Consider the following 22,463-nt stretch of genomic DNA (forward strand, 5'->3'; position numbering starts at 1 on the left):
GGAGCGCGGGTCACACCCTTGCAATGGCGCGGAATATCGCGCGTCGTCGGCATAGGGTGGCCCAGGACCGCCGGCAACACGGCGGCCACCGCCACGATCGACGGATCGGTGTTTGCACCGGTCCCCGAGACAAGGAACAGGACCCATTCATGAACCGCACTGACCTTGCCAGCACCATCGCCCAGCGCACCGGTGTGAGCGTCAAGGACGCCAACGCCGTCATCGGCGGCCTCAACGACGTCATCCTCGAGGCGATCGGCCGCGGCGAGAAGGTCCAGCTGCCTGGCCTGCTCACCATCGAGCGCGTCGACCGCGCGGCCCGCACCGGCCGCAACCCCCGCACCCGCGAGGAGATCCAGATCCCGGCGTCCAAGGCCGCCAAGGTCACCGTGGGCTCCAAGCTGAAGGCCGCCGCCAAGGGCGAGTGACCCGAGTCATCCAGCGAGGGGCTCGGCGACCGACCGGTTGCCGAGCCCCTCGATGTATGACGGCACCGGACCGATCAGGTCTCGCTAAACCTCGTCGAGGTCATGCCCAGGACGCCGGCACCGAGCACCAGGACGCAGGCACCGGCGACGATGTTGCTGATCATCGTGCCGGTGGAGGGGTTGATGCCGTTCATGACCCAGTTGGCGACGATGAGCCACGCGCCCATCACGGGCGCGACGAAGGTCATGCCGTACATGCGGCCTCCAGAATCCGCACAAACCAGCGTCATCACCATGATCGCCACGCCGACGATCAGGTCGTTGATCGCCAACGGCCGCGTGCTGCTGCTGAAGCCGATGACCCATGGTGAGATCGCTGCGTACCCACCGGCGAGGACCATCAGGCCCTCGGCCACCTGAGCACGTGGAGTCCCCGCCGCCCGGTCGTAGCGGTCCCGCAGGGCCACGATGTCCGGGTGGTGTGCCATCGACGTGTTGAAACTGTGTTGCGTTGCCATGACCCACCTCCTGTGTGGGGGATAGTTTTACCTCTCCATTGTGCGCCCAACCGGGCGAAATGACGCCGGCGCAGTGGGCCGCCGCGACACCGGGGTCGCACCCAGGGTCGGTCAGCCGCGGCCGACGAACGGCATGTCGGGGGCCGCGATCGTCAGGTCGAAGATCGCCGCGTCGTCCGGCATCGTCGCCATGAGCACGACTGCCCGGACCACCGACTCCACGTGCATGGTCGGCTCGGGACGCACCGACCCGTCGGCCTGGAGCATGCCGGTCGCCATCCGGGCGGTCATCGCCGAGGCGGCATTGCCGATGTCGATCTGACCGCACCGCACCCGATGCGGCCGCCCGTCCAGCGCGATCTGCTTGGTCAGCCCGGTGATCGCGTGCTTGGTGACCGTGTATGGCGCGGCGTGCGGCCGCGGCACGTGCGCTGAGATCGACCCGTTGTTGATGATCGTGCCGCCGGCGGGTTGCTGAGATCGCATGTGGCGGAACGCTTCTCGCGCGCAGAGGAACATCCCGGTCAGGTTGACGTCCACCACGGTGCGCCAGGTGTCGAGGGCGATGTCATCGAACGGCGCAGCGAAAGACGAGACACCGGCGTTGTTGAACAGCACGTCGACCCTGCCGAAGCGGTCCACCGTCCGCTCGAAAAGCGTTGCCACTGCTGCTTCTTCGGTGACGTCGGTCGGGATCGCCATACCGGAGTCGGCGCCGAGCAGCGATGCCGTCTCGGCGAGCGCGTCCGGGCGCCGGCCGGCCAGTGCGACGGCGAAACCGGCGCGTGCGAGGCCGACGGCGACCGCCCGTCCGATGCCGCTGCCCGCGCCCGTCACGACGGCGACCTGTCGGATGTCCCGCTCAGTCATGAACCGAGCGTAGAGCGACGGGTCAGATGAACAACGCGGGGTCGGCGTAGGGGTCGGGCTGCGCCGCGACGGGGCGCGAGGAGCGCACCGTCGCCGGAACGCCCACCGCGACGCTGCAGGCGGGGACGTCGCCCACGACCACAGCGTTCGCACCGACCTGCGCCTCGTCCCCGATGGTCACCGGCCCGAGCACACGCGCCCCGGCACCGATGGTGACCTTGTTACCGACGGTGGGATGCCGTTTGACGCGGTCGAGCGACCGGCCGCCGAGGGTGACGCCGTGGTAGAGCATCACGTCGTCGCCGACCTCGGCGGTCTCGCCGATCACCACACCCATGCCGTGATCGATGAAGAAGCGCCGCCCGATCGTGGCACCGGGATGGATCTCGACACCCGTCGCAGTGCGTGCTGCCTGCGCGACCAGCCGCGCCGGCAGCCGCCACCGGCCACCACGCCGCCACATGCGGTGGGTGAAGCGGTGCACCCAGATCGCGTGCAGGCCCGGCGACGCCAGTGCCATCTCCAGGCGCGACGTCGTCGCCGGGTCACGCTCGAGTGCTGCGTCCAGGTCCTCGCGGATCGACCGGACCGCAGCACGCACCGACTGGGTCACCGGTTTGCGCCGCTGGCCAGTCACGAAGAGGGTGCTGTGTGCCATGACGTCAGTCGACCAGACCCTCGAAGAGCGCCGTCGACAGGTAACGCTCACCGAAGCTCGGGATGACCACGACGATGGTCTTGCCGGCCGACTCCGGGCGAGCGGCGACCTGCGCAGCAGCAGCGAGCGCCGCCCCCGAGGAGATGCCGACGAGCAGGCCCTCCTGGGTGGCCGCCCTGCGGGCCCACTCCAGGGCCTGCTCGAAGTCGATGTCGATGACCTCGTCGTAGACCTTCGTGTCCAGGATCTCCGGCACGAAGTTGGCGCCGAGGCCCTGGATCTTGTGCGGTCCGGGCTTGCCCCCGTTGAGGATCGGCGACTCGGCCGGCTCCACTGCGATGACCTTGACCTCGGGCTTGCGCTCCTTCAGCACCTGGCCGACACCGGTGATCGTCCCGCCCGTGCCGATGCCCGAGACGAGGATGTCGACCTGGCCGTCGGTGTCCCGCCATACCTCTTCGGCGGTGGTCTCGCGGTGCACGCGCGCGTTGGCCTCGTTGGCGAACTGCCGGGCGAGGACTCCCCCGCGGTCCTTGGCGATCTCCTCGGCCTTCTCCACGGCACCCTTCATGCCGCCGGCCGGGTCGGTGAGCACCAGCTCGGCGCCGAACGCGCGCAGCAGTGCCCGGCGCTCCTTGCTGGCGCTCTCCGGCATCGCGAGGACGACGTTGTAACCCTTGGCGGCGCCCACCATCGCGAGGGCGATGCCGGTGTTGCCGCTGGTCGCCTCGACGATCGTGCCGCCCGGCTTCAGCTCGCCCGCGTCTTCGGCGGCCTTGATGATCGAAGCGCCGATGCGGTCCTTCACCGAACCGCCCGGGTTGTTGAACTCCAGCTTCGCGGCGACTGTCGTCCCTTCGGCGGCGTCGATGATGCGGTTGATGCGCACGAGCGGTGTGTTGCCGATCGCCTGCGTGACGTCGTCGAAAATGGGCACGTCGTTGCCTTTCCTCTGCACGGTTGCACCGGGTGCGATCACCCGGCCCTTCACGGTCCAACTCCGAGACCGGTTATGCATATTCCAACAGGTCGTTATCAAGTCGCGCAATCGGCCCCCGGGTCGGCCGGCGGACACGGGAAGTTACCGAGGGGTAGTCATCGTTAGACTTGCGCCCATGTCAGCCCTGCAGATCGTCGCCGTGGTGATCACTCTCGGCATCACCGCCATCGGCATCGCGCTCGCGATCCCGGCCGTCCGGGACATCGTCCGGACGTTCACCCTCGGCCGGCCGGAGGATCGGGGTGACCACAAGGGGCGCCGGGTGGCGACGATGCTGCGGGAGATCTTCGGCCACACGCGGATGTCGCGGCTGCCGGTCGTGGCGCTCGCGCACTGGGTGACGATGCTGTCGTTCATCATCCTGTCGTTGGCGGTGCTGGCGTCGTACTTCCAGGTGTGGGATCCCACGTTCACACTGCCGATCATCGGCGATTTCGTAGTCTTCGACTGGGTCGTGGAGGTGTTGGGCTGGACGGGCCTGGTCGGCATCTGCTGGCTGATCTGGAACCGCCGGGACAAGCACCCGGCTCGCTCGCCGGGCCTGGACGGGCGCCGGTCACGGTTCTTCGGCTCGACGTTCTGGCAGGCCTACTTTGTCGAACTGGTCATCCTCATCGAGATCATCTGCGTGCTGTCGCTGCGCGGACTGGAATACGCGCTCGGCACCTACGAGGGCGAGGGCGCGGCGAACCTGCTGCACTTCCCGCTGACCGCCTGGTACGGCGGGTGGCTGCACCACCTGTCGCTGACCGACGTCAAGGCGCTGATCGTGGTGATCTCCACGATCAAGATCATCACCGCGATGACCTGGCTGATCGTGCTGGCACGCAACATCACCATGGGCGTGGCGTGGCACCGCTTTCTGGCGTTCTTCAACATCTTCTTCAAGCGGCACGCCGACGGCGCGACCTCGCTGGGCGCGCTGCAGCCGATGTCGGTCGACGGCGAGCCGGTCACGCTGGAGTCACTGGAGGAGCTGGACGAGGACGCCACGTTCGGTGTCGGCAAGGTGGAGGAGTTCACCTGGAAGGGGCTGCTGGACTTCTCCACCTGCACCGAGTGCGGCCGCTGCCAGTCGCAGTGCCCGGCGTGGAACACCGACAAGCCGCTCTCGCCCAAGCTGCTGATCATGACCCTGCGGGAGCACGCGCACGCGAAGGCGCCATACCTGACGGCGGCGGAGGCGGCCGCGGGCACCGGGCCGGCCACGCCGGACAACCCGATCACGGCGATCCCGTTGGTCGGGGCCACCGGGTATGACCAGGTCGCGCCGCTGGCGGCATACAACCCGCTTGGCGAGGCCGACGCGATCATCGACTCCGACGTGCTGTGGTCGTGCACCACCTGCGGGGCGTGCGTCGAGCAGTGCCCGGTGGACATCGAGCACGTCGATCACATCGTCGACATGCGCCGCTACCAGACGCTGATCGAGTCGGCGTTCCCCTCGGAGCTGGGCGGCCTGTTCAAGAACCTGGAAGGCAAACAGAACCCCTGGGGTATGGCGGCCCGTGCTCGCCTGGACTGGGCCAAGGGCCTGCCCTTCGACGTCAAGGTCTTCGGCGATCCAAGTAGCGGCGTGGAGTCCTTGTCGGACGTCGACTACCTGTTCTGGGTGGGCTGCGCCGGCGCGTACGAGGACCGGGCGAAGAAGACGACCCGGGCGGTCGCGGAACTGCTGGACACTGCAGGCGTTTCGTTCGCCGTGCTCGGTGACGGCGAGGCGTGCACCGGCGACCCGGCGCGGCGGGCCGGCAACGAGATGCTCTTCCAGGCGCTCGCGGCGCAGAACGTCGAGACCCTCAACGAGGCCGGCGCCACCAAGATCGTGGTGACGTGTGCGCACTGCTTCAACACGTTGAAGAACGAATACCCCCAAGTGGGTGGCAATTACGAGGTGCTGCACCACACGCAGCTGCTCAACAAGCTGGTCCGCGACAAGCGCCTGGTGCCGGTCGCCCGACCCGAGCAGGCCGCGATCACCTCCAGCGCTGCGTCGACCGGCCCGTCCGTGACCTACCACGACCCGTGCTACCTCGGCCGGCACAACGGCGTCTACGCACCGCCGCGGGAACTGCTCGGCGCACTACCCGGCGTCGAATACCGCGAGATGGAACGCTCCGGGGAGAAGTCCTTCTGCTGCGGCGCCGGCGGCGCGCGCATGTGGATGGAAGAGAAGCTCGGCACCCGCATCAACCTCAATCGCACCAAGGAGGCCGTCGCCACCGGCGCCGACCGCATCGCGATCGGCTGCCCCTTCTGCCGCGTCATGCTCACCGACGGCCTCACCGCCGAGCAGTCCGACGGCAACGCGCGCGACGACGTCGAGGTCGTCGACGTCGCCAACATGCTGCTCGCCGCCGTCCGCCGCGGCAAGGACCAGGAGCCCGCACAGACCGCGGCGGCTGAGTAGCAGGGCCGGCGTGTCTACAGGCGGCCGGACTTCACGACTCGGCTGAGGAACTGCTGGGTGCGTTCCTCGCGCGGGTTCTCGAAAATCTGCTGCGGTGGACCCATCTCCAGGATCGAGCCCTGCTCCAGGAAGCACACTTTGCTCGCGACTTCTTTGGCGAAGCCCATCTCGTGCGTCGCGAGCAACATGGTCAGGCCCTCCTCGGCGAGCTCGCGCACGATCTCCAGGACGTCGCCGACGAGTTCGGGGTCGAGCGCCGCGGTGATCTCGTCCAGCAGCATGATGCGCGGCTCCATGGCGAGCGCGCGCACGATCGCCACCCGCTGCTGCTGGCCGCCGGACAGCATGTCGGGGTAGGCGCTCGCCTTCTCCGCCATACCGACCGACTCCAGCAGCGTCATGGCCTTCTGCCGAGCCACTTTGCTGTTCACGCCGGCCACCATCGTGGGCGCGAGCATGACGTTCTTCAGCACCGACATGTGCGGAAACAGGTTGTAACTCTGGAAGACGATGCCGACGTCACGGCGCAGCCGGTTCAGGTCGACGCCGGCGCCCGTGACGGTGTCGCCGTCGATGGTGATCTCACCGCTGTTGATCTGTTCGAGCTGGTTGACGCAGCGCAGCAGAGTCGACTTGCCCGATCCCGACGCACCGATCAGGCAGATCACCTCGTGCCGCTCGACACTGATCGAGACGCCCTTGAGGACTTCGTTGTGGCCGTACGACTTGTGGACGTCGTTGATCTCCAGGAACGCCATTGCTCAACCACCCGCCCGCTTCGCTGCATCCCGGTTGATCAGGTAGTCGACGAAGCGCGCCTGCGGGATGGTGATGATGATGAAGAAGACCGCCGCAAGGGTGACCGGAGCGAGCGTGAAGAGCTTGGATTCCCACAACTTGGTGACGGTGAGGACTTCCGGGATAGCTGCGATGGACAGCAACGCCGTGTCCTTCTGCAGGCTGATGAAGTCGTTCAGCAACGGCGGGATCATCCGGCGCACCGCCTGCGGCACCAGCACCGCTCGGAGTGTCTGCGCATAACTGAGTCCCAGTGACCGTGCCGCCGCGCTCTGGCTTGGGTGGATCGATGCGAGACCGGCCCGGTAGACCTCGGCGACATACGCCGAGTAGGTGAGCGTGAGCGCGATGATGCCCAGGTAGGCGGAGTTCCAGGTTTGGGTGAAGGTGAATGCCAACGGAATACCGAACACCACGAGCAGCACAGTGACGATCGCCGGGATCGCCCGGAACACGTCGCAGTAGACCGTCGCGATGAGTCGCAACGGTGCGCCCGCGCGCCCGGGCAGCATCCGCATGACGGCGAGCGCCAAGCCGAAGATGAGCACCAGCACGAACGAGATGACCGCCACCCAGATGTTGATCCAGAACGCCTGGATCGCCTGCGGGAACGACTGCCGCCAGGCGTCCACCCGGAAGAACGTGTCGGCGACCGCTCCCGAGTTGGTCATCGCCAGCAGCAGGAGGCCTGCGACGATGATGGCGGCGGCCCCGTAGCCGATGCCGATCGTGGCGTCCTCGCGGCCGCGCGCCGACGCTCGCCGCGCCGCGACCAGCTTCTTGTCAGCGAGCAGCCGCCTGCGTTTACCCGCTCCGGCGAATCCCTGGATGGTCGGCCACAGCGGGTACAGCGACGCCAGCACCAGAATCACCGCGACGACGGTGGCCCCTGCACTGCCGTGGTTGTAGTCGCGCAGCAGCTTGGCGGCATACAGCATCGCTCCGATGCCGATCAGGTCGACGACCAACCCGATGACCGCCACGCCGGCGACCGGCTTGGGCTGGCTCGGCTCCGGCGGTGGCTGGATCTCGCTGGTGATCAGCGCCGGTGAGCTCATCGGTTCCATCCCGCACCTCGCAGGTATGCGGAAGCGGTCACTTCAGCGACCACACCGGCACGGCCGACGGGTCGCCGCCGAACGCCGGTCCCAGGTAGTCCTTGGACAGCGTCTTCAGCGTGCCGTTGCTCTGCAGCGTGGTGATGCCCTTGTCGAACGCCGTCTCGTTCGGTGAGCCCTTCGGGTAAATCGCGCCGTATTTCTCGCCCGTCTTGAACTGGCCCGGCACCTCGAGTTTGTTGCCGGTCTGCTTCGCCTCGGCGAGCACGATAGCCGTGTCCAGCAGCGCCACGTCGACCTGGCCGGAGAGCACACCCTGGTAGAGCGTCTGACTGTCGGGGTAGACCTTCTGCGTCTTGCACTGCAGCTTGTTCTTGAGGAAGTCCACCGAGGTGGTGCCTGAGTATGCCGCGCAGCGCTTGCTCTTGATGTTTGCGGCGGTCACGCCGGCGCCCTTCTTGGTGAGCACGCCGATGTTGGAGTCGAAGTAGGGCTTGGAGAAGTCCACGACCTTGGCGCGCTCGGGCGTGATCGAGATCTCCGCGAGCGCGATGTCGAAGTTGTTCGTGTGCCCGGCGACCAGCTGGTCGAACGAGACGTTCTTGATGACCAGCTTCTTGAGGCCGGCCATGTTGGCCAACTCGGCCGCCATGCAGTATTCGTAGCCGTCCTTGATCGAGTCGGCGGTGGTGCCGTTCCACCAGCCCTGGGCGGGCAGCGTGGTCTCGACCGTCAGCTGCCCGGCGACGGCCGGCTTGACCTTGATGGAGTTGGCCTTGCTGGTGATCTTGCAGTTGCCGTACTTGGCGGCGCCAGATCCCCCGCTTCCAGAGCCTCCGGAGCTGGAGCCGGAGCTGCAGGCCGCGAGGGATGCGGCGATGGCCATCGCGCTGGCGATGCTGAGGGTGCGTGTGAATGCCATGACGTGGAAGTCCTTCCGGCAGCTGCGGAAACCTAGCGGAGTGCAGAGAATCGGTGTCCCGGTCCTGTGGGCCACCACGATATGGCGGAAGTGCTGATTCTGGGGGACTTCCGCTGAATGTCGCAGGTTCGCAACGATTGACGCCGACCGGCCGCCGGACACCAGGCCGACTACGGGAGCGCTCTGTCCCGCAAGAGGATCCGGCATACGTGCCGGACGAAGCCGGCGAAGACGAAGCACCACACGGCGAAGGCGAGCCACAGCTCCACCCGGCCGGTCCGCTCCACCCAGGGCAACTTCTCCACCTGCCCGAGCCGCACGGACGCCACGGCATACATGCCCAGGGGGAAGACCATGCTCCAATGGCTGACGTCGTACGCGAACGGCACCCGGCGCCAGAGGTGCCGCCAGCAGAAAGCGATCACCAGCATCGGCAGCAACCAGCTCGCGAACGACCAGAACATCACCGTCGCGGCGTCGATGATGGGCGAGACGTTGGCCACGATCGTCGACCCAGGGGTCTGCAGGATGTCCGCGCCGGCCAGGACCGTGATCGACGCGGCGCCCATGCAGACCCAGTACGACGGCGCGAAATCCGCCTCGTAGAGCATCTCGCGCAGCGCGATGAGCATGCTCTCCGCGCCATAGAGGAACACACCCACGGACCACGCCGTCACCGCCAGCATCGCGAACATGTGCTGAGCTGCGTTGAGTTGGCGTTCGAGGATGGCGGCGAGAGTTGCCACCGACTGGCTGGAGACCACCCACAGGAACCACGAGCCGTTCACGCCCCGCACGGTCGGGTGGTGCGACCGGTCGAGCATCGTCGCCCACGGGACTGCGTAACCGAGCACCAGCCAGCAGCTGAAGCCGACGACGAAGAGCGCCAGCGCGAGCCAGGTCCGGCCGTGTGACGCCAGTCCGCTCGCAAGCACCGCGGCGGCCGCAACCACCGTGAAGTAGCCGAACGACTTCTGCGGATCGAAGAAGTCCGCGACCGCGTCCTTCCGAAAAGCCGCCAGCCGCCAGAGGTTGAGCACGATGAGGACGACGAACGAAATCGCCGCGATGGTCAGCAGTATGTCGGACAGCCAGCCGGCACCGTCGAGCCGCAGGCCGGCCGCGACGATGCCGGTCGCCATCACGAGCGCGAAGTAGCCCGGCGACAAGCTCCTGACGGATGCTCGAAGGCGATCGACCGCGGCCACGCGCCGACGTTACCGCTCACCGCATCGGCGTTCACCTGTCCACATCGCCCAGCGCCTCGCCCCCTCGTCCACAGCTCCGCATCACGCGGAGGCCCGATGGTCGACGAAATTCCTACTGTCATCCGCATGTCCGACGATCCAGAGCAGATTCGCGCACAGGCGCGCCGTACCTCCCGGCTTGCCGCCGACGCCCGGCGCGCCGCGACCGTCGTCGCGAGCAACAGCTCCGTCCACTGGTACAGCAAGGGCGCCGACCGCTACCGCCAGAAGCTGATCGATCGTGCCGCCGATTTCCGACAGCGCGCCGACGACTTCGACCAGCTCAGCCGGTTGCTCTACAGCCACGCGCGCCATGTGGAGGACCACGAGCGCGCGATCGGCAAGGCCTTCGACGCGGTGAAGAAGTCGGTCGATCCCTTGGGGTTGCTGTCATGAGGACCTCGCCGATCGGGGCCGACGTCGAGCACCGCGTGCTCGATGCCCGCGAGTTGCGGCCGGCTATGGAGGGTATGGCGAGCGGCACCTACGCCACCATCTGCGCCGCGACCCGCACCCGGCGAAGCTCGACGCTGCTGTCGGTCGAGGGGCAGGAGTTCCGCGCGCTTCGCGAACTGGAGAACGGCTGGGTGCTCGCCACCGGTCCCGCCGAGCGGCTCGCCGGCGAGGTGGTCGGCATACCGGGCGACCTCGAAACTCTCACCGGCACCCGGACCACGAACGAGCCTCCTCCAGCAGAGCGTCCGTTGCCGCCGCTCGGCCCGGGCGAGGTCCTCGCCCTCGCCCAGGTGGTGCGCGGTGGTGATGCGACGCGGATCCGGTCGGCTTGTGCCGACCTGGAGCTGGCCGGCCTCCCTTGGTGGATTGCGCAATTCGCGTGGGGCGCGGAGGCCGTCCTGTCACTGGTGCTGACGGTGAACGACCGCCCACAGCTTGCGTCGATGCTGCACCTGCTGCCATCCGGATGGGGTTGCCTGCACGCGGACGCGGACGACGACCTGAGCTTCCGGCCGATGTCGCCGCTCGAGGTGCAAGCACGGCTCAGCGCATTCACGGCTCTCCTCCTCGAGTGCGTTCATGTCTGACCAGTGCACGGTCTCCGGAGGAAACGAGTCGACCGAAGCGCGATACACCGACATGCGCACCGCCGCCACACGGCTCGACGGCTCCGGCAACGAGGCCGGCGACCTGTGCAAGGCGGCGTTCGGCATCGCAACGTCACTCCCGGCGAAGAGTGCGATCCTGTCCCCGGGCTCAGCGGTGAGCATCGCCGAGCAGATCACCGGCCTGACCGCGGGTCTCGGCGGCCTCACGCTGCGGATGGAGTTCGTCGCCCGCACGCTGCGGTGGAGCGCGAGCGCTTACGAGCTGACCGACGAGACGCAACGTCAACTGCTGGCCGCCATCAACATCGCGACCACCCCGTCACGGCTCACGACCGACATTGCCAAGGACCTGCTCATCGCCACGCTCGAGCATCCGACACCACCGCTGCGGTCGGTGTACACCTACCCGGGCGAACTCCTCTACAACGGTGCGGCGTGGTCCAGAACGTTCGCGAGCGAAGTGGACAAGGATCTTCGCGCGGAACCCAGCCTGGTCGACGGGACGGTCGCGTGGAGCCGCGAACTGCTGGACGCGTTCGGTCCGATGATCGCGCCACGCTTCCACTTGACCCCACCGCCCCAAGACTTCGAGGGCCAGATCGCCTGGATCCTTGCGGCGGGCCGGTCCTACGGCGCCTTCAATGACACGAGACCGCTTACCGTCAAGGAGACTTCGGAGCGCAAGCGCCCTACGACCAAGCGGCAGTTGGCCGACGTCGTGGCAGCGGCTGCCGACGTCGAGCACCGCTCCGACACGTCGAAGTCGGTGCTGCTGGTGCGCCGCGTCGTCGGGAAGGACGGCAAGGGTGCCTGGGTGGTCGTCATCCCGGGCACCACTCACTGGTCGGCGACTACCGACCACGGCCCGTCGGACGCGACCGCCAACCTCGCCACCATGGCGGGCGTGCCCTCGTCGCTCTATCCGGCCATCGACCAGGCGCTGGCAGCGGCCATGAAGGAGTCCGGCGTGCGGCCAGGCAGCGAACCCGTCATGGTCGCCGGCCACAGCCAGGGCGGCATCGTCGCCGCCCGCCTGGCGGTCGACGACGGCTTCCGGACGAAGTACGACGTGCGCGAAGTGGTCACGGACGGGTCGCCGATCGACCGGATGAGGATGCCGCCGGACGTCAACGTGTTGTCGATCGAGAACAACCACGACGTCGTGCCCCACGCTGACGGGGTCCCGACACCCGACGCGATCAACCGGGTGGACGTCAGCTGCGAGGCGCCGAAGGGCGAGCAGCTGCACAGCGTGCTCGACGCGCATGACGCGTCGCGCTACGCCCGCAGCGCTCGGGAGCTGACCGCCGACAGCGGCGATCAGCTGGCGCAGTGGTACGCCCGCAACGACAAGTTCCTGGACGGTCAGGGGACCGACTACGAGTTCTGGCTTCGTCGTGACTGAGCGGCACCGATCTGGCCGGCCCCGCGTCGTCAACGAGCAGCAGGCAGAGCGTTCGGGTCGGTCTCGGTCATGGCGCCCTCGAACTGCGACATGTAGAGCCGGTAGTACGCACCATGGGCAGCGAGCAATTCGTCGTGATCACCCTGCTCGACGATGTGGCCGTCCTCCATGACCAGGATCGTGTCGGCATCCCGGATCGTTGACAGCCGGTGTGCGATGACGAAACTGGTCCGGTCCGACCGCAGCGCGGCCATTGCTTCCTGCAGCAGCACTTCGGTGCGGGTGTCGACCGAGGACGTCGCCTCGTCGAGGATGAGCATCGCCGGGTCCGCCAGGAACGCGCGCGCGATCGTGATCAGCTGGCGCTCACCGACCGACACTCCCGACCCTTCTTCGTCGATCACGGTGTCGTAGCCGTCCGGCAGCGAGCGGACGAAGCGATCGACGAAGGTCGCCCGTGCCGCCGCGAGGATGTCGTCCTCGGTCGCGTTCAGCCGGCCGTAGGCGATGTTCTCCCGGATGGTTCCGTGGAAGAGCCAGGCGTCTTGCAGCACCATGCCGATCCGCGAACGCAGGTCCTGCCGGCTGATGGTCGTGATGTCCTGACCGTCGATCAGGATTCGGCCGGAGGCCAGCTCGTAGAAGCGCATGATCAGGTTGACCAGCGTGGTCTTCCCCGCGCCGGTCGGTCCGACGATGGCGACCGTCTGGCCCGGCTCGACACGCAGCGACAGGTCCTCGATGAGCGGTTGCTCCGGCGTGTATCCGAAGTGGACGTCGTCGAATTCCACTGCCCCGCGGGTCGGCGGCATCACCGCGTGTTCGTCGGGCCGCTCCTCAGGCGCGTCGAGGACCTCGAACACACGCTCCGCACTGGCGACACCGGACTGCATGAGGTTCACCATCGAGGCCAACTGGGTGAGCGGCTGGGTGAACTGCCGCGAATACTGGACGAAGGCAGTGACGTTGCCAAGGCTCATCGAGCCGCCCGCGACCTGCAGACCGCCCAGGACACAGACGACGACATACTGCAGGTTCCCGACGAACATCATCACCGGCATCACCAGCCCACTGACGAACTGCGCGCGCCAGCTCACCGTCGTCAGCTCGTCGTTGGTGCCGTCGAACGACGCATCGACCTCCCGCTGCCGACCGAACACCTTCACCAGGTCGTGACCGGTGAAGGTCTCCTCGATCTGCGCGTTGAGGGCGCCGGTGTGCCGCCATTGATCGATGAACAGCTTCTGCGAGCGTTTCATCACCTGACTGGTCACGAGCATGACCACCGGTATGGCGATCATCGCGACAAGGGTCAGCCACCAGGAGATGGTCAGCATCATCACGATGACGCCGATCACGGTGAGCCCGTTGACCAGCAATTGGCTCATCGACTGCTGCATCGACTGACCGATGTTGTCGATGTCGTTGGTGACCCGGGAGAGTAGTTCACCGCGCGGCTGACCGTCCAGGTAGCTCAGCGGCACCGTGTTGATCTTGCGCTCGACGTCCTTGCGCAGGGTGTTCATCGTGTCCTGCACGACGCGGTTGAGCAGGCGCGCCTGGATCAGCTGGAAGGTCCCGGCCAGCAGGTAGAGGCATAGCACGATGAGCAGGATCCGGCCCAGTCCGCCGAAGTCGATGCCGACGCCGGGGACCAGATCCATCTTGCCGACCATGTCGGCAAACGTGCCGTGGCCGTGCGCCCGCAGAGACTGCACGACCTGCTGCTTGCTCGGGCCCAGCGGGAGTCGCGCGCCCACCGCGCCCGAGTAGATCTTGTCGACTGCCTTGCCCAGCACCTTGGGGCCGACCACGTTGAGCCCCACGGAGGCGACGGTCAGCAGGATGATGCCGATCAGTGTCGGCCGGTGTGGCGTCAGCCGCCCCAGCAGGCGTTTGGCGGAGCCGGTGAAGTCCTTGGACTTCTCCGCCATACCGACGCCCATGGCCGGCCCGTGACCGCGAACCGGCCTGGCCGACCGTGGTGCCGGTGCCGGTGCCGGCGACTGGTTCGCCGTGCCGATCTTCTTCGCCATCAGGCGGCCTCCTCTCCGGTGCCGCCCTGGGAGGCGACGATCTCGCGATAGGCGGCACAGTCGTCCAGCAACTCGTCGTGCGTGCCCATGCCGACCACGTCACCGTCGTCGAGCACGACGATCACGTCGGCGCTGCGGATCGTCGAAACACGCTGGGCGACAATGAAAACCGTCGCATCGCGCACGTGCGGCGCGAGCGCCTCCCGCAACCGGCGGTCGGTCGCCAGATCCAGCGCCGAAAACGAATCATCGAAGAGATAGATGCGAGGCTGCGCGACGAGGGCTCGCGCGATGCACAGTCGCTGGCGCTGGCCGCCCGAGACGTTGGTGCCGCCCTGGGCGATCGCGGCGGCAAGTCCGCCATCCATTCGCTCGACGAAGTCACGGGCCTGTGCGATCTCCAGCGCCTGCCACAGCTGCTCGTCGGTGGCGTCGGGATTGCCGTAGCGCAGATTGGAGGCGACGGTCCCGGAGAAGAGGTAGGCCTTCTGCGGCACGATGCCGACGTGCCCCCAGAGCAACTGCGGCTCGAGCTCGCGCACGTCGACGCCGTCGACCAGCACCTGTCCGCCCGTGGTGTCGAACAGCCGCGCGATGAGGGAGAGCAGCGTCGACTTGCCCGATCCGGTCGAGCCGATGATCGCGACCGTCTGACCCGGCTCGGCACGGAGGTTCACGTCACGCAGCACCGGGTCGTCCGCTCCCGGGTATCGCATTGTCGCACGGCGCAATTCGACGACACCTCGCACGCGATCCGGGGTGACAGGATGCTCGGGTGCGTGCACGGAGGAATCGGTGCGGACCACCTCCGTGATCCGCTCCGCTGCAACGGCGGCTCGCGGAATCATCATGAACATGAAGGTCGCCATCATGACCGAGATCAGGATCTGGATCAGATAGGTCATGTATGCCGACAAGGATCCGATCTCGACGTCACCGCCCGCGATCTGGTGGGCTCCGAACCACCACACACCCACCGTCGACAGGTTCATCACCGAGAAGACCAGCGGGAACATGGTCATCATCAGGCTGCCGACCTTGGTGGAGATCTCGGTGAGCGCATCGGTCGCAGCGTCGAACCGGCGCTCCTCGTAGTCCTCCCGCGTGAATGCCCGGATCACCCGCACACCGGTGAGGTGCTCACGCATGACCCGGTTGACGGTGTCGATACGGCGCTGCACGAGGCGGAAACCGGGCACCATTTTGCGGACCACGGACCCGACCGCGACGCCGAGGACGACAACCGCGAGCAACACCAGCCAGGAGAGCCCGAAGTCCTGGCGAAGCGCCATGATGACGCCGCCGACCATCATGATCGGCGCGCCGACCATCAGCGTGCAGCTCATCAGCACCAGCGTCTGCACCTGCTGAACGTCGTTGGTGCTGCGGGTGATCAACGATGGCGCGCCGAACTGGTTCACCTCCCGCGACGAGAAGCGGCCGACCGCACGGAAGATGGCAGCGCGGGTGTCCCGCCCGAAGAACATCGCGATCCGTGCCCCGAAGAATGCGGCGCCGATGGACCCGCACACCTGCAGCAGCGACATGGCGAGCATGAATCCGCCCGTGTGCCAGATGTATCCCGTGTCGCCCTTCGTCACCCCGTTGTCGATGATGTCGGCGTTGAGGGTGGGCAGGTAGAGGTTCGCACCCACGTTCAGCAGCTGCAACAGCACGAGCCCGATCAGCAGCGCGCGGTATGGCGCGAGCCGCTCCCGGATGAGCTGGAAGAGCATCGGTCTGCCTCGAATCTTTCTGGGTCAGTGGTTTTCGCGTGCGGTGACGCCGTAGAGCACCGCCTGGACGATCTCCTCGGGCCGTAAGACACGACCGTCGTTGATGTGCCGGTGGCTACCGCTGAAGGTCAGCAACCGGACCAACTGGATGACCTCCCCCACCGGCAGGCGCAGCCGGTCGGCATACGGCTCGATGAGGTCTCCGAGCAATGCACGGATTTCCCGCTCCTGCCGACGTTGGACCTTCGGGTCGCGGAAGCGCTCCGGCGGACCCATCAGACTGAAGGCGCCCATGACGTCGAAGACCTCCAGGAACCGCGCCTGCAGCAGCCGCACGATCTCGATCATGACCGGCTCCAGCCCACCGGCGCCATCGACTTTCCCGAGCGCCTCGAGGAGAGGTCGCGCCTCGAAAGTGCGCTCCAGCACCGCGTCGAAGAGTTCGCCCTTGGTGGCGAAGACCCGGAAGATCGTGCCCTCGGCGACGCCGGCCGCTTCGGCGATCTGCCGAGTCGTCGGCAGTTCATGGCGCTCGCGGATCAGCCCTAGCGTCGCGTCGAGCAACGCCTCACGCCGCTCCCCCGGCGGCAGACGGCGTGCCCTGGTGCTCGTCCGGTCCGTGGTGTTGCCGCCCATGACAGGCACCGTAACACAACTGAGTGAGTGCTCACTCAGTATTTGCCGTCGGACACCAACGACGGCTACTCCGAAGCAGGAGCAGCCGTCGTCCTCGTGGAACGAGGTGAGTCAGCCGAGCCCGTTGGTGGAGATGAACTGCTTGGCGACCGTCGACACGTCCTGGTGGTCGACCTGGACCTGCTTGTCCATTGCGGCCAGGTTGATGGTCGTCAGTTTCGCCTGCACGGCGTTGAGGATGGTCTGCACCTGCTTGGTGGCCTTCGACTTGTTGATCAACGGGATGACGTTGTCACTGCCGAAGACGTGCTTCGGGTCCTGGAGCACCACGAAGCCGTCCGCCTTGATGGACGGATCGGTGGTGAAGATGTTCGCCGCCTGTGCCTGGTCGTTCTTCAACGCCTGCACGATCGCCGTGCCCTGCAGGGCGCGGAAGCTCTTCGGCACGAGGTTGTATTTCTTCTTCAGGCCCTTCAGACCCTGCTCGCGGGTCTGGAACTCCGCCGGGGCCGCAAAGGTCACCTCACTGGAGTGCTTGGCCAGGTCGCCGATCGTCTTGAGGTGCCACTTGTCCGCGGTGTGCTTGCTGACCGTCACCGTGTTGGAGTCCTCGGCCGCCGCGGCATCCAGGATGATCTCGCCGGCGGGCAGCTTCTTGACGAGCGCGCTGCGGACCGCATCCGGAGCGGTCTGCGTCGCGGACGGGTCGTAGAAGGTGAGCAGCGAGTATGCGTATTCGGGCACCAGGTCGATCGAGCCCTGCTGCAGCGCCTTCAGGTAGACCTCCCGCGCGCCGATCGGGTCACCGGTCGTCGCCTTGATGCCCTTGGCGTTGAGCGCCTGCGCGTAGATCGCCGCGATCAGCTCGGACTCGGGGAAGTTCGCCGCACCGACGCGAATGGTGCCGGCTGCGGCGCTGCCCTTCGGGACGTTGCTCGTCGTGCCCGAACCCGTGCTGAGCGGATTGCTGCTGCCTCCGCCGCAGGCGGCGAGCGCGAGGGTGGCCGCGACGCCCAGGGCGGTCACGGAGAGTGTGCGCTTCATGATGGTTTCCTCATCTCGGTGTGGGATCGGAAGCTCAGGCGGCGTGTGCCGACTGCGCCGTGGCGACCGCGGCGCGACGCGTGCGGCGGGACGAACGTTCCGAGCGCAGTCCGCCCGGCACGAGGAGTTGTTGCAACGCGGAGAGCACGCCGTCGACGACGAGCGCCAGCGCGGCGACCAGGATCGCTCCCCCGGCCATTTGCGCATAGTCGCTGGCCGCCAGACCGTCGATCAGGTAACGACCCAGACCGCCCACGCTGATGGCGGCCGCGATGGTCGCCGTCGCGATCACCTGCAGCGCGGCGCTGCGCAGTCCGGAGAAGATCAGCGGCAGCGCGCACGGCAGCTCGACACGAGCCAGCACTTGCCGCCCGGTCATTCCCATGCCGAACGCCGCGTCACGCGCGGCGGGGTCCACCTCACTGACGCCGCTGTAGGCGCCGGCGAGTAGCGGGGGTATGGCGAGAATGATCAGCACGATGACGGTCGGCACGACGTATGCCGAGTCACCGGTGAGCCGCGAGACGAAGTACATCGCGACGACGAACAGCAGGCCGAGGCTGGGGATCGCTCGAAAAGCGTTGGCCAGGGCAATGATCCACTTCGCCCTGCCCGAGTGGCCGATGACGGCGCCGATCGGCAGTGCGATGAGCGCTGCGATGAGCACGCTCTCTCCGGAGTATTCCAGGTGCTCCAGCAGCCGCTGGGTGATCCCGGTGCCGCCCTGCCAGTGGGCGGGGTCGGTCAGCCAGCGCCATACATTTCCGATCATGCCGCTCCTCGTTGCCAGGGGGTGAGCACTCGCGTGATGAGCTGGATGACCACGTCGAAGATCAGGGCCAGCACGAGACAGGCGACGATGCCGGTCCACACCTCGGCCCAGTAGTTGGTCTGGTAACCGTCGGTCAGGTAGTAGCCGAGCTGCCGGATGCCGAGCAGCGCCGCGACGCTGACGATCGCGACATTGCTGACGGCGGCGACCCGCAGGCCGGCCGAGATGACCGGCACAGCGAGCGGCAACTCGACACCGAAGAAACGCCGGATCGACGTGTAGCCCATGGCTACTGCCGCCTGCGCGGTCTCCTCGGAGACAGCACCGAGCGCGTCGGCGACGGTGCGCACGAGCAGCGCGATGGTGTAGATCGTCATCGCGATGATGACGTTGATCGGATCGACGATGTTGGTCTTGACCACCAGTGGCATGAGCACGAAGAGGGCGAGCGACGGGATCGTGTAGAGGAGGCTCGAACCCCCGACGAGGATCACCCGCAGCCAGGACGCGCGGCGCGCCAGCCAACCGAGCGGCAGCGAGATCACCAGTCCGATGAGCAGCGGGAGGCCAGCCAGCCAGGCGTGCTGGATCGCCCGGCTGAGGATGTCCGACCAGTGGTCGTGGACGAAGGAGAACACCGGACGGCTACTTGTCCAGGGAGAAGTCGGCGTGCTCCGGCGCGATGTCCGCCTCGTCGACCGGCGGCCGCTCGGTGGCTTCGATCACCTGCAACACCTGGTGGGCACGGACGGTCCCGAGCAAGCGGCCGTCGTCGCCGGCGATGACACCCCGCCGGCTCGGGGAGGACAACGCCGCGTCGAGCGCCGAGCGCAACGGCCCGGACGCGCGCGCCACCGTGCCGCCGCGGTGCAGCATGGCGGGCTCGATGGGAGCAGTGATCCGTCCCGGCTGGACCCAGCCGACCGGTCGCCCGTCGTCGACGACCAGCAGCCACTCGTCGCGGGTCGCCGCCCGAGCCTCCGCCGGTGTGGAGCCGAGCGGCACCGTCGGCTCGGTTGCCAGCGGTAGCGGCGGGGTCTCGGCAAAGGTGAGCGCCCGGTAGCCCCGATCACGGCCGATGAAGTCGGCGACGAAGTCGTCGATCGGGTGTGCCAGCAGGTATGCCGGATCGGCACACTGCGCGAGCTTGCCGCCGACCCGCATGACCACGATCTGGTCACCGAGCTTCAGCGCCTCGTCGATGTCGTGGGTGACGAAGACGATCGTCTTGCCGAGATCGCGCTGCAGCCGCAGGAACTCATCCTGCAGTTGCTCCCGCACCACGGGGTCAACCGCGCTGAACGGCTCGTCCATCAGCATCACCGGCGGGTCTGCCGCAAGCGCCCGGGCCACGCCGACGCGCTGTTGCTGCCCGCCGGAGAGCTGGGACGGCCATCGATCAGCGAAATCGCCCGGCAGGCCCACGAGTTCGAGCACCTCCTTGGCTCGCTGACGTGCCTGCTGTTTCGGCGTGCCGAGCAAGATCGGGACCGTGGCGACGTTGTCGACCACTCGCTTGTTGGGGAACAGGCCGGCGTGCTGGATGACGTAGCCGATGCCGCGACGCAAGCGTGCAGCATTGACCGACTGGACGTCCTGGTCGTCGATGAAGATGTGCCCGCTCGTGGGCTCGATCATCCGGTTGATCATCCGCAACGACGTCGTCTTGCCGCAGCCCGACGGCCCGACCAGCACGGTGATCTGGCCGGTCGGTGCCTCGAAGGAGAGATCGTCGACAGCCGTCTCTCCGCCGGCATAGGTCTTGACCACCTGCTCGAAGCGGATCATGGTCACCCAACGTAACAAGGACCACCGACATGTTCACACCGAAAACGCCCAGGTGGCGAGGTCAATGGTCCAGCAGAGTCTCGGCCAGGAAGTCGGTGGTATGGCGATGCCAGGCGGGCGCCCGCAACAGCATGGCGTGCCAGTCGGTCAGCTGCACGCTGCGGGCGTCACCGCCGGCATCGCCGATTCGCCGCACGAGCGCGGCACTCTTCCGTGGGTCGGTGACGGTGTCCTTGCTGCCGTGCAGAAGCAAAGTATGCCGGGTGACGAACGGCGCGACGTCATACTCCCGCGGGATCCAGGGGGCCAGGCCGACGATGGCGACGACGCCGTCGGTGCCGGCCACTTCGAGCGAGACCCGGCCACCCATCGAGTGACCGACCAGCGCGAGTGGAGCCTGCGGGTAGAGATCGCGCAGCCGCCGGAGAGCCCATTGCGCGTCGACGACAGGCGAACGTCGCTCGTCGTTGTAGCCGCGCACCGCGTCCCGGAGCGTGGCGACGGCGACCCGGCCGCGCAGGCCCCGCTCGATGCTGCGGCCGACCGCGAGCATCCGCAGGATCGGCGGGGCGTACTTGCTGGTCCGCTCCAGTCCGTGCTCGGCGCCGCCGTGCAGTAGCAGCGCCACCGCTTCCGGCCGGCGCCGGCCGTCGGGCAGGGTCAGGAACGGGTGCGCCCCCTCGTGCGACGGGCCGGCCTCGAAGCGATCCATCACACCTGGCTGCGGTGGAAGTTCACGTATGAGCGGCTCGCGGTGGGACCTCGCTGACCCTGATAGTGGGACCCGTATTTAGCACTGCCGTATGGACTTTCCGAAGGACTGCTGAGCTGGAAGAAGCACAGCTGACCGATCTTCATGCCCGGCCACAACTTGATCGGCAGCGTTGCGACGTTGGACAACTCCAGCGTCACGTGACCGGAGAACCCGGGGTCGACGAAGCCGGCCGTGGCGTGAGTCAGCAGACCGAGCCGGCCCAGGCTCGACTTCCCCTCGACCCGCGCGGCGACGTCGTCGGGCAGCGTCACCTGTTCGTAGGTCGAGCCGAGCACGAACTCCCCCGGATGCAGCACGAACGGCTCGCCGGCCTCGGTCTCGATGAGCCGGGTCAGCTCGTCCTGTTCGGCGGAGGGGTCGATGAAGGGGTACTTGTGGTTGTCGAAGAGCCGGAAGTATCGGTCGAGCCGGATGTCGATGCTCGACGGCTGGATCATCGCCTCGTCATAGGGGTCGAGGCGGACACGTCCGGCGTCGATCTGGGCGCGGATGTCGCGGTCGGAGAGCAGCACGGTGGTCACGCTACCGGGCGGGCAGTTGCGTTGTGGCGAGCCTTCGTGGGTTAGACTCCTGCCGGTCCGAGCGAGCGCCTTGGCGATCATTCGGGACACGCGAGTGTAGTTCAATGGTAGAACATCAGCTTCCCAAGCTGAATACGCGAGTTCGATTCTCGTCACTCGCTCTTCGGAGTTTTCTTCTCGTTCACACCCCGGCAGCCGCCCCTCCCCACGTGCCTTCTCCTGGCACCACGCCGCGCGCTCTCGCCGAGCCGACAACATCCGCACCGAGAGACATCCCAGGGTTGTCTCTCGGCGGCCGCGACACGCCCCTTGAGCCACCACGCCTGGCTGCCTCGCCATTTCTGCTCCGCGCCGTTCCGCGGATTTGACATCGCCGTAATTACGGGCATGCAACTACATCATGTTGGGCCTTGGCAAACTGGCTACCACTAGATAGTGTGTCTCTCGCAGCTGGTTCGACTCACGCGGCCGCCGTTTTGCGGCATACCGAGTGATTCGAGGCAAGAGGGAAGCCGGTGAGAGTCCGGCACTGCCCCCGCAGCGGTGAGTGAGGACGAAAGTCGTCAACAGCACTGGGTTGGACACCTGGGAAGCGACGACCGGTAGGTGTGCGCGGCCGCGCACGGAGTCACGAGTCCGAAGACCTGCCACTGCCCCGACCGCGCACCCGCGGCCGGGACCGACCGCAGCCCGCGCGGGAAGGGCTGACGAACGAGCGGCAGCGAGCCTCAGCGCGTCTGCTGCCCGCTCGCCGTCTTCCTCGCCGGGCCACAGTGA

At 67.2% G+C, this 22,463-nt stretch carries 22 protein-coding genes, 1 tRNA gene and 1 riboswitch; of the genes, 6 read left to right on the top strand and 17 right to left on the bottom strand.

The window, feature by feature from the left end; translation table 11 throughout:
• Nucleotides 1-149: 149 nt before the first annotated feature.
• Nucleotides 150-428, top strand: a complete 279-nt coding sequence (locus ACN8HC_RS01445) for an HU family DNA-binding protein (RefSeq protein WP_123269553.1) — start codon at nucleotides 150-152, stop codon at nucleotides 426-428.
• Nucleotides 429-502: 74 nt separating this feature from the next.
• On the opposite strand, the gene ACN8HC_RS01450 is transcribed toward ACN8HC_RS01445, so the two are convergent.
• The 4 genes from ACN8HC_RS01450 to cysK form a co-directional block, all read right to left on the bottom strand.
• A complete protein-coding gene (locus ACN8HC_RS01450; protein ID WP_490073085.1) occupies nucleotides 503-946 on the bottom strand; it encodes an SPW repeat protein in 444 nt (147 codons plus the stop codon).
• 111 nt (nucleotides 947-1,057) lie between these two features.
• Nucleotides 1,058-1,816: an SDR family oxidoreductase gene (locus ACN8HC_RS01455; protein ID WP_490073086.1), complete on the bottom strand. Its 759-nt coding sequence runs from the start codon at nucleotides 1,814-1,816 to the stop codon at nucleotides 1,058-1,060.
• Between the two features lie 22 nt (nucleotides 1,817-1,838).
• A complete protein-coding gene (gene epsC, locus ACN8HC_RS01460; protein ID WP_490073087.1) occupies nucleotides 1,839-2,474 on the bottom strand; it encodes a serine O-acetyltransferase EpsC in 636 nt (211 codons plus the stop codon).
• A 4-nt stretch (nucleotides 2,475-2,478) separates the two neighbouring features.
• A complete protein-coding gene (gene cysK, locus ACN8HC_RS01465; RefSeq protein WP_490073088.1) occupies nucleotides 2,479-3,411 on the bottom strand; it encodes a cysteine synthase A in 933 nt (310 codons plus the stop codon).
• A gap of 178 nt (nucleotides 3,412-3,589) precedes the next feature.
• On the opposite strand from cysK, the gene ACN8HC_RS01470 reads away from it, so the two are divergent.
• Nucleotides 3,590-5,884 carry a (Fe-S)-binding protein gene (locus ACN8HC_RS01470; protein ID WP_490073089.1) on the top strand — a complete coding sequence of 765 codons (2,295 nt, stop codon included), beginning with the start codon at nucleotides 3,590-3,592 and terminating at the stop codon, nucleotides 5,882-5,884.
• A gap of 14 nt (nucleotides 5,885-5,898) precedes the next feature.
• Here ACN8HC_RS01470 and ACN8HC_RS01475 read toward each other — a convergent pair whose 3' ends face one another.
• The 4 genes from ACN8HC_RS01475 to ACN8HC_RS01490 all read right to left on the bottom strand — a co-directional run bounded on the left by ACN8HC_RS01475 (nucleotide 5,899) and on the right by ACN8HC_RS01490 (nucleotide 9,870).
• Complete coding sequence (locus tag ACN8HC_RS01475) at nucleotides 5,899-6,642, bottom strand: amino acid ABC transporter ATP-binding protein (RefSeq protein WP_490073090.1); 744 nt, start codon at nucleotides 6,640-6,642, stop codon at nucleotides 5,899-5,901.
• A 3-nt stretch (nucleotides 6,643-6,645) separates the two neighbouring features.
• Nucleotides 6,646-7,749: an amino acid ABC transporter permease gene (locus ACN8HC_RS01480; protein ID WP_490073091.1), complete on the bottom strand. Its 1,104-nt coding sequence runs from the start codon at nucleotides 7,747-7,749 to the stop codon at nucleotides 6,646-6,648.
• A 28-nt stretch (nucleotides 7,750-7,777) separates the two neighbouring features.
• Nucleotides 7,778-8,662, bottom strand: a complete 885-nt coding sequence (locus ACN8HC_RS01485; RefSeq protein ID WP_490073092.1) for an ABC transporter substrate-binding protein — start codon at nucleotides 8,660-8,662, stop codon at nucleotides 7,778-7,780.
• Between the two features lie 170 nt (nucleotides 8,663-8,832).
• Entirely contained in the window at nucleotides 8,833-9,870 is a 1,038-nt protein-coding gene (locus ACN8HC_RS01490) for a tellurite resistance/C4-dicarboxylate transporter family protein (protein WP_490073093.1), read from the bottom strand.
• A gap of 126 nt (nucleotides 9,871-9,996) precedes the next feature.
• Here ACN8HC_RS01490 and ACN8HC_RS01495 point away from each other — a divergent pair, with 126 nt between their 5' ends.
• The 3 genes from ACN8HC_RS01495 to ACN8HC_RS01505 are packed head-to-tail and all read left to right on the top strand — an operon-like array spanning nucleotide 9,997 to nucleotide 12,378.
• Nucleotides 9,997-10,305 (top strand): hypothetical protein, encoded by a 309-nt coding sequence (locus tag ACN8HC_RS01495; RefSeq protein WP_490073094.1) that lies wholly within the window; start codon nucleotides 9,997-9,999, stop codon nucleotides 10,303-10,305.
• A complete protein-coding gene (locus tag ACN8HC_RS01500; RefSeq protein WP_490073095.1) occupies nucleotides 10,302-10,952 on the top strand; it encodes a hypothetical protein in 651 nt (216 codons plus the stop codon). The genes ACN8HC_RS01495 and ACN8HC_RS01500 overlap by 4 nt, the downstream gene beginning before the upstream one ends.
• Complete coding sequence (locus ACN8HC_RS01505; protein WP_490073096.1) at nucleotides 10,945-12,378, top strand: PGAP1-like alpha/beta domain-containing protein; 1,434 nt, start codon at nucleotides 10,945-10,947, stop codon at nucleotides 12,376-12,378. Before ACN8HC_RS01500 ends, ACN8HC_RS01505 begins: the two co-directional genes overlap by 8 nt.
• A gap of 29 nt (nucleotides 12,379-12,407) precedes the next feature.
• Here the strand turns inward: ACN8HC_RS01505 and ACN8HC_RS01510 are convergent, their stop codons facing one another.
• The 9 genes from ACN8HC_RS01510 to dcd form a co-directional block, all read right to left on the bottom strand.
• Nucleotides 12,408-14,414, bottom strand: coding sequence for an ABC transporter ATP-binding protein (locus tag ACN8HC_RS01510; RefSeq protein WP_490073097.1), 2,007 nt, complete (start codon nucleotides 14,412-14,414; stop codon nucleotides 12,408-12,410).
• Complete coding sequence (locus ACN8HC_RS01515) at nucleotides 14,414-16,150, bottom strand: ABC transporter ATP-binding protein (RefSeq protein WP_490073098.1); 1,737 nt, start codon at nucleotides 16,148-16,150, stop codon at nucleotides 14,414-14,416. Before ACN8HC_RS01515 ends, ACN8HC_RS01510 begins: the two co-directional genes overlap by 1 nt.
• A gap of 24 nt (nucleotides 16,151-16,174) precedes the next feature.
• A complete protein-coding gene (locus ACN8HC_RS01520; protein WP_490073099.1) occupies nucleotides 16,175-16,786 on the bottom strand; it encodes a TetR/AcrR family transcriptional regulator in 612 nt (203 codons plus the stop codon).
• Between the two features lie 111 nt (nucleotides 16,787-16,897).
• Nucleotides 16,898-17,830: an ABC transporter substrate-binding protein gene (locus ACN8HC_RS01525; protein ID WP_490073100.1), complete on the bottom strand. Its 933-nt coding sequence runs from the start codon at nucleotides 17,828-17,830 to the stop codon at nucleotides 16,898-16,900.
• Nucleotides 17,831-17,864: 34 nt separating this feature from the next.
• On the bottom strand, nucleotides 17,865-18,602 hold the full coding sequence (locus ACN8HC_RS01530; RefSeq protein WP_490073101.1) for an ABC transporter permease: 738 nt from the start codon (nucleotides 18,600-18,602) through the stop codon (nucleotides 17,865-17,867).
• Nucleotides 18,599-19,240, bottom strand: coding sequence for an ABC transporter permease (locus ACN8HC_RS01535; protein ID WP_490073102.1), 642 nt, complete (start codon nucleotides 19,238-19,240; stop codon nucleotides 18,599-18,601). The genes ACN8HC_RS01530 and ACN8HC_RS01535 overlap by 4 nt, the downstream gene beginning before the upstream one ends.
• A gap of 7 nt (nucleotides 19,241-19,247) precedes the next feature.
• Entirely contained in the window at nucleotides 19,248-20,390 is a 1,143-nt protein-coding gene (locus ACN8HC_RS01540; RefSeq protein ID WP_490073103.1) for an ABC transporter ATP-binding protein, read from the bottom strand.
• A 61-nt stretch (nucleotides 20,391-20,451) separates the two neighbouring features.
• Entirely contained in the window at nucleotides 20,452-21,102 is a 651-nt protein-coding gene (locus tag ACN8HC_RS01545; RefSeq protein WP_490073104.1) for an alpha/beta hydrolase family protein, read from the bottom strand.
• Complete coding sequence (gene dcd / locus ACN8HC_RS01550; protein ID WP_490073105.1) at nucleotides 21,102-21,677, bottom strand: dCTP deaminase; 576 nt, start codon at nucleotides 21,675-21,677, stop codon at nucleotides 21,102-21,104. Before dcd ends, ACN8HC_RS01545 begins: the two co-directional genes overlap by 1 nt.
• Before the next feature lie 99 nt (nucleotides 21,678-21,776).
• On the opposite strand from dcd, the gene ACN8HC_RS01555 reads away from it, so the two are divergent.
• Nucleotides 21,777-21,847 (top strand) — tRNA-Gly (locus tag ACN8HC_RS01555).
• 275 nt (nucleotides 21,848-22,122) lie between these two features.
• A riboswitch (cobalamin riboswitch) is annotated at nucleotides 22,123-22,352 on the top strand.
• The last annotated feature ends 111 nt before the right edge of the window (nucleotides 22,353-22,463 follow it).

Source organism: Flexivirga sp. YIM B11880, from assembly GCF_058148645.1.

What these genes read in the sequence shown, in the direction of transcription:
- ACN8HC_RS01485 (WP_490073092.1), bottom strand. Translation starts at nt 8,662, where the DNA reads ATGGCATTCACACGCACCCTCAGCATCGCCAGCGCGATGGCCATCGCC.
- ACN8HC_RS01500 (WP_490073095.1), top strand. Translation starts at nt 10,302, where the DNA reads ATGAGGACCTCGCCGATCGGGGCCGACGTCGAGCACCGCGTGCTCGAT.
- ACN8HC_RS01455 (WP_490073086.1), bottom strand. Translation starts at nt 1,816, where the DNA reads ATGACTGAGCGGGACATCCGACAGGTCGCCGTCGTGACGGGCGCGGGC.
- ACN8HC_RS01480 (WP_490073091.1), bottom strand. Translation starts at nt 7,749, where the DNA reads ATGGAACCGATGAGCTCACCGGCGCTGATCACCAGCGAGATCCAGCCA.
- ACN8HC_RS01545 (WP_490073104.1), bottom strand. Translation starts at nt 21,102, where the DNA reads ATGGATCGCTTCGAGGCCGGCCCGTCGCACGAGGGGGCGCACCCGTTC.
- ACN8HC_RS01515 (WP_490073098.1), bottom strand. Translation starts at nt 16,150, where the DNA reads ATGCTCTTCCAGCTCATCCGGGAGCGGCTCGCGCCATACCGCGCGCTG.
- ACN8HC_RS01470 (WP_490073089.1), top strand. Translation starts at nt 3,590, where the DNA reads ATGTCAGCCCTGCAGATCGTCGCCGTGGTGATCACTCTCGGCATCACC.
- ACN8HC_RS01540 (WP_490073103.1), bottom strand. Translation starts at nt 20,390, where the DNA reads ATGATCCGCTTCGAGCAGGTGGTCAAGACCTATGCCGGCGGAGAGACG.
- ACN8HC_RS01520 (WP_490073099.1), bottom strand. Translation starts at nt 16,786, where the DNA reads ATGGGCGGCAACACCACGGACCGGACGAGCACCAGGGCACGCCGTCTG.
- ACN8HC_RS01505 (WP_490073096.1), top strand. Translation starts at nt 10,945, where the DNA reads ATGTCTGACCAGTGCACGGTCTCCGGAGGAAACGAGTCGACCGAAGCG.
- ACN8HC_RS01510 (WP_490073097.1), bottom strand. Translation starts at nt 14,414, where the DNA reads ATGGCGAAGAAGATCGGCACGGCGAACCAGTCGCCGGCACCGGCACCG.
- ACN8HC_RS01495 (WP_490073094.1), top strand. Translation starts at nt 9,997, where the DNA reads ATGTCCGACGATCCAGAGCAGATTCGCGCACAGGCGCGCCGTACCTCC.
- ACN8HC_RS01450 (WP_490073085.1), bottom strand. Translation starts at nt 946, where the DNA reads ATGGCAACGCAACACAGTTTCAACACGTCGATGGCACACCACCCGGAC.
- ACN8HC_RS01530 (WP_490073101.1), bottom strand. Translation starts at nt 18,602, where the DNA reads ATGATCGGAAATGTATGGCGCTGGCTGACCGACCCCGCCCACTGGCAG.
- ACN8HC_RS01475 (WP_490073090.1), bottom strand. Translation starts at nt 6,642, where the DNA reads ATGGCGTTCCTGGAGATCAACGACGTCCACAAGTCGTACGGCCACAAC.
- ACN8HC_RS01525 (WP_490073100.1), bottom strand. Translation starts at nt 17,830, where the DNA reads ATGAAGCGCACACTCTCCGTGACCGCCCTGGGCGTCGCGGCCACCCTC.
- epsC (WP_490073087.1), bottom strand. Translation starts at nt 2,474, where the DNA reads ATGGCACACAGCACCCTCTTCGTGACTGGCCAGCGGCGCAAACCGGTG.
- ACN8HC_RS01445 (WP_123269553.1), top strand. Translation starts at nt 150, where the DNA reads ATGAACCGCACTGACCTTGCCAGCACCATCGCCCAGCGCACCGGTGTG.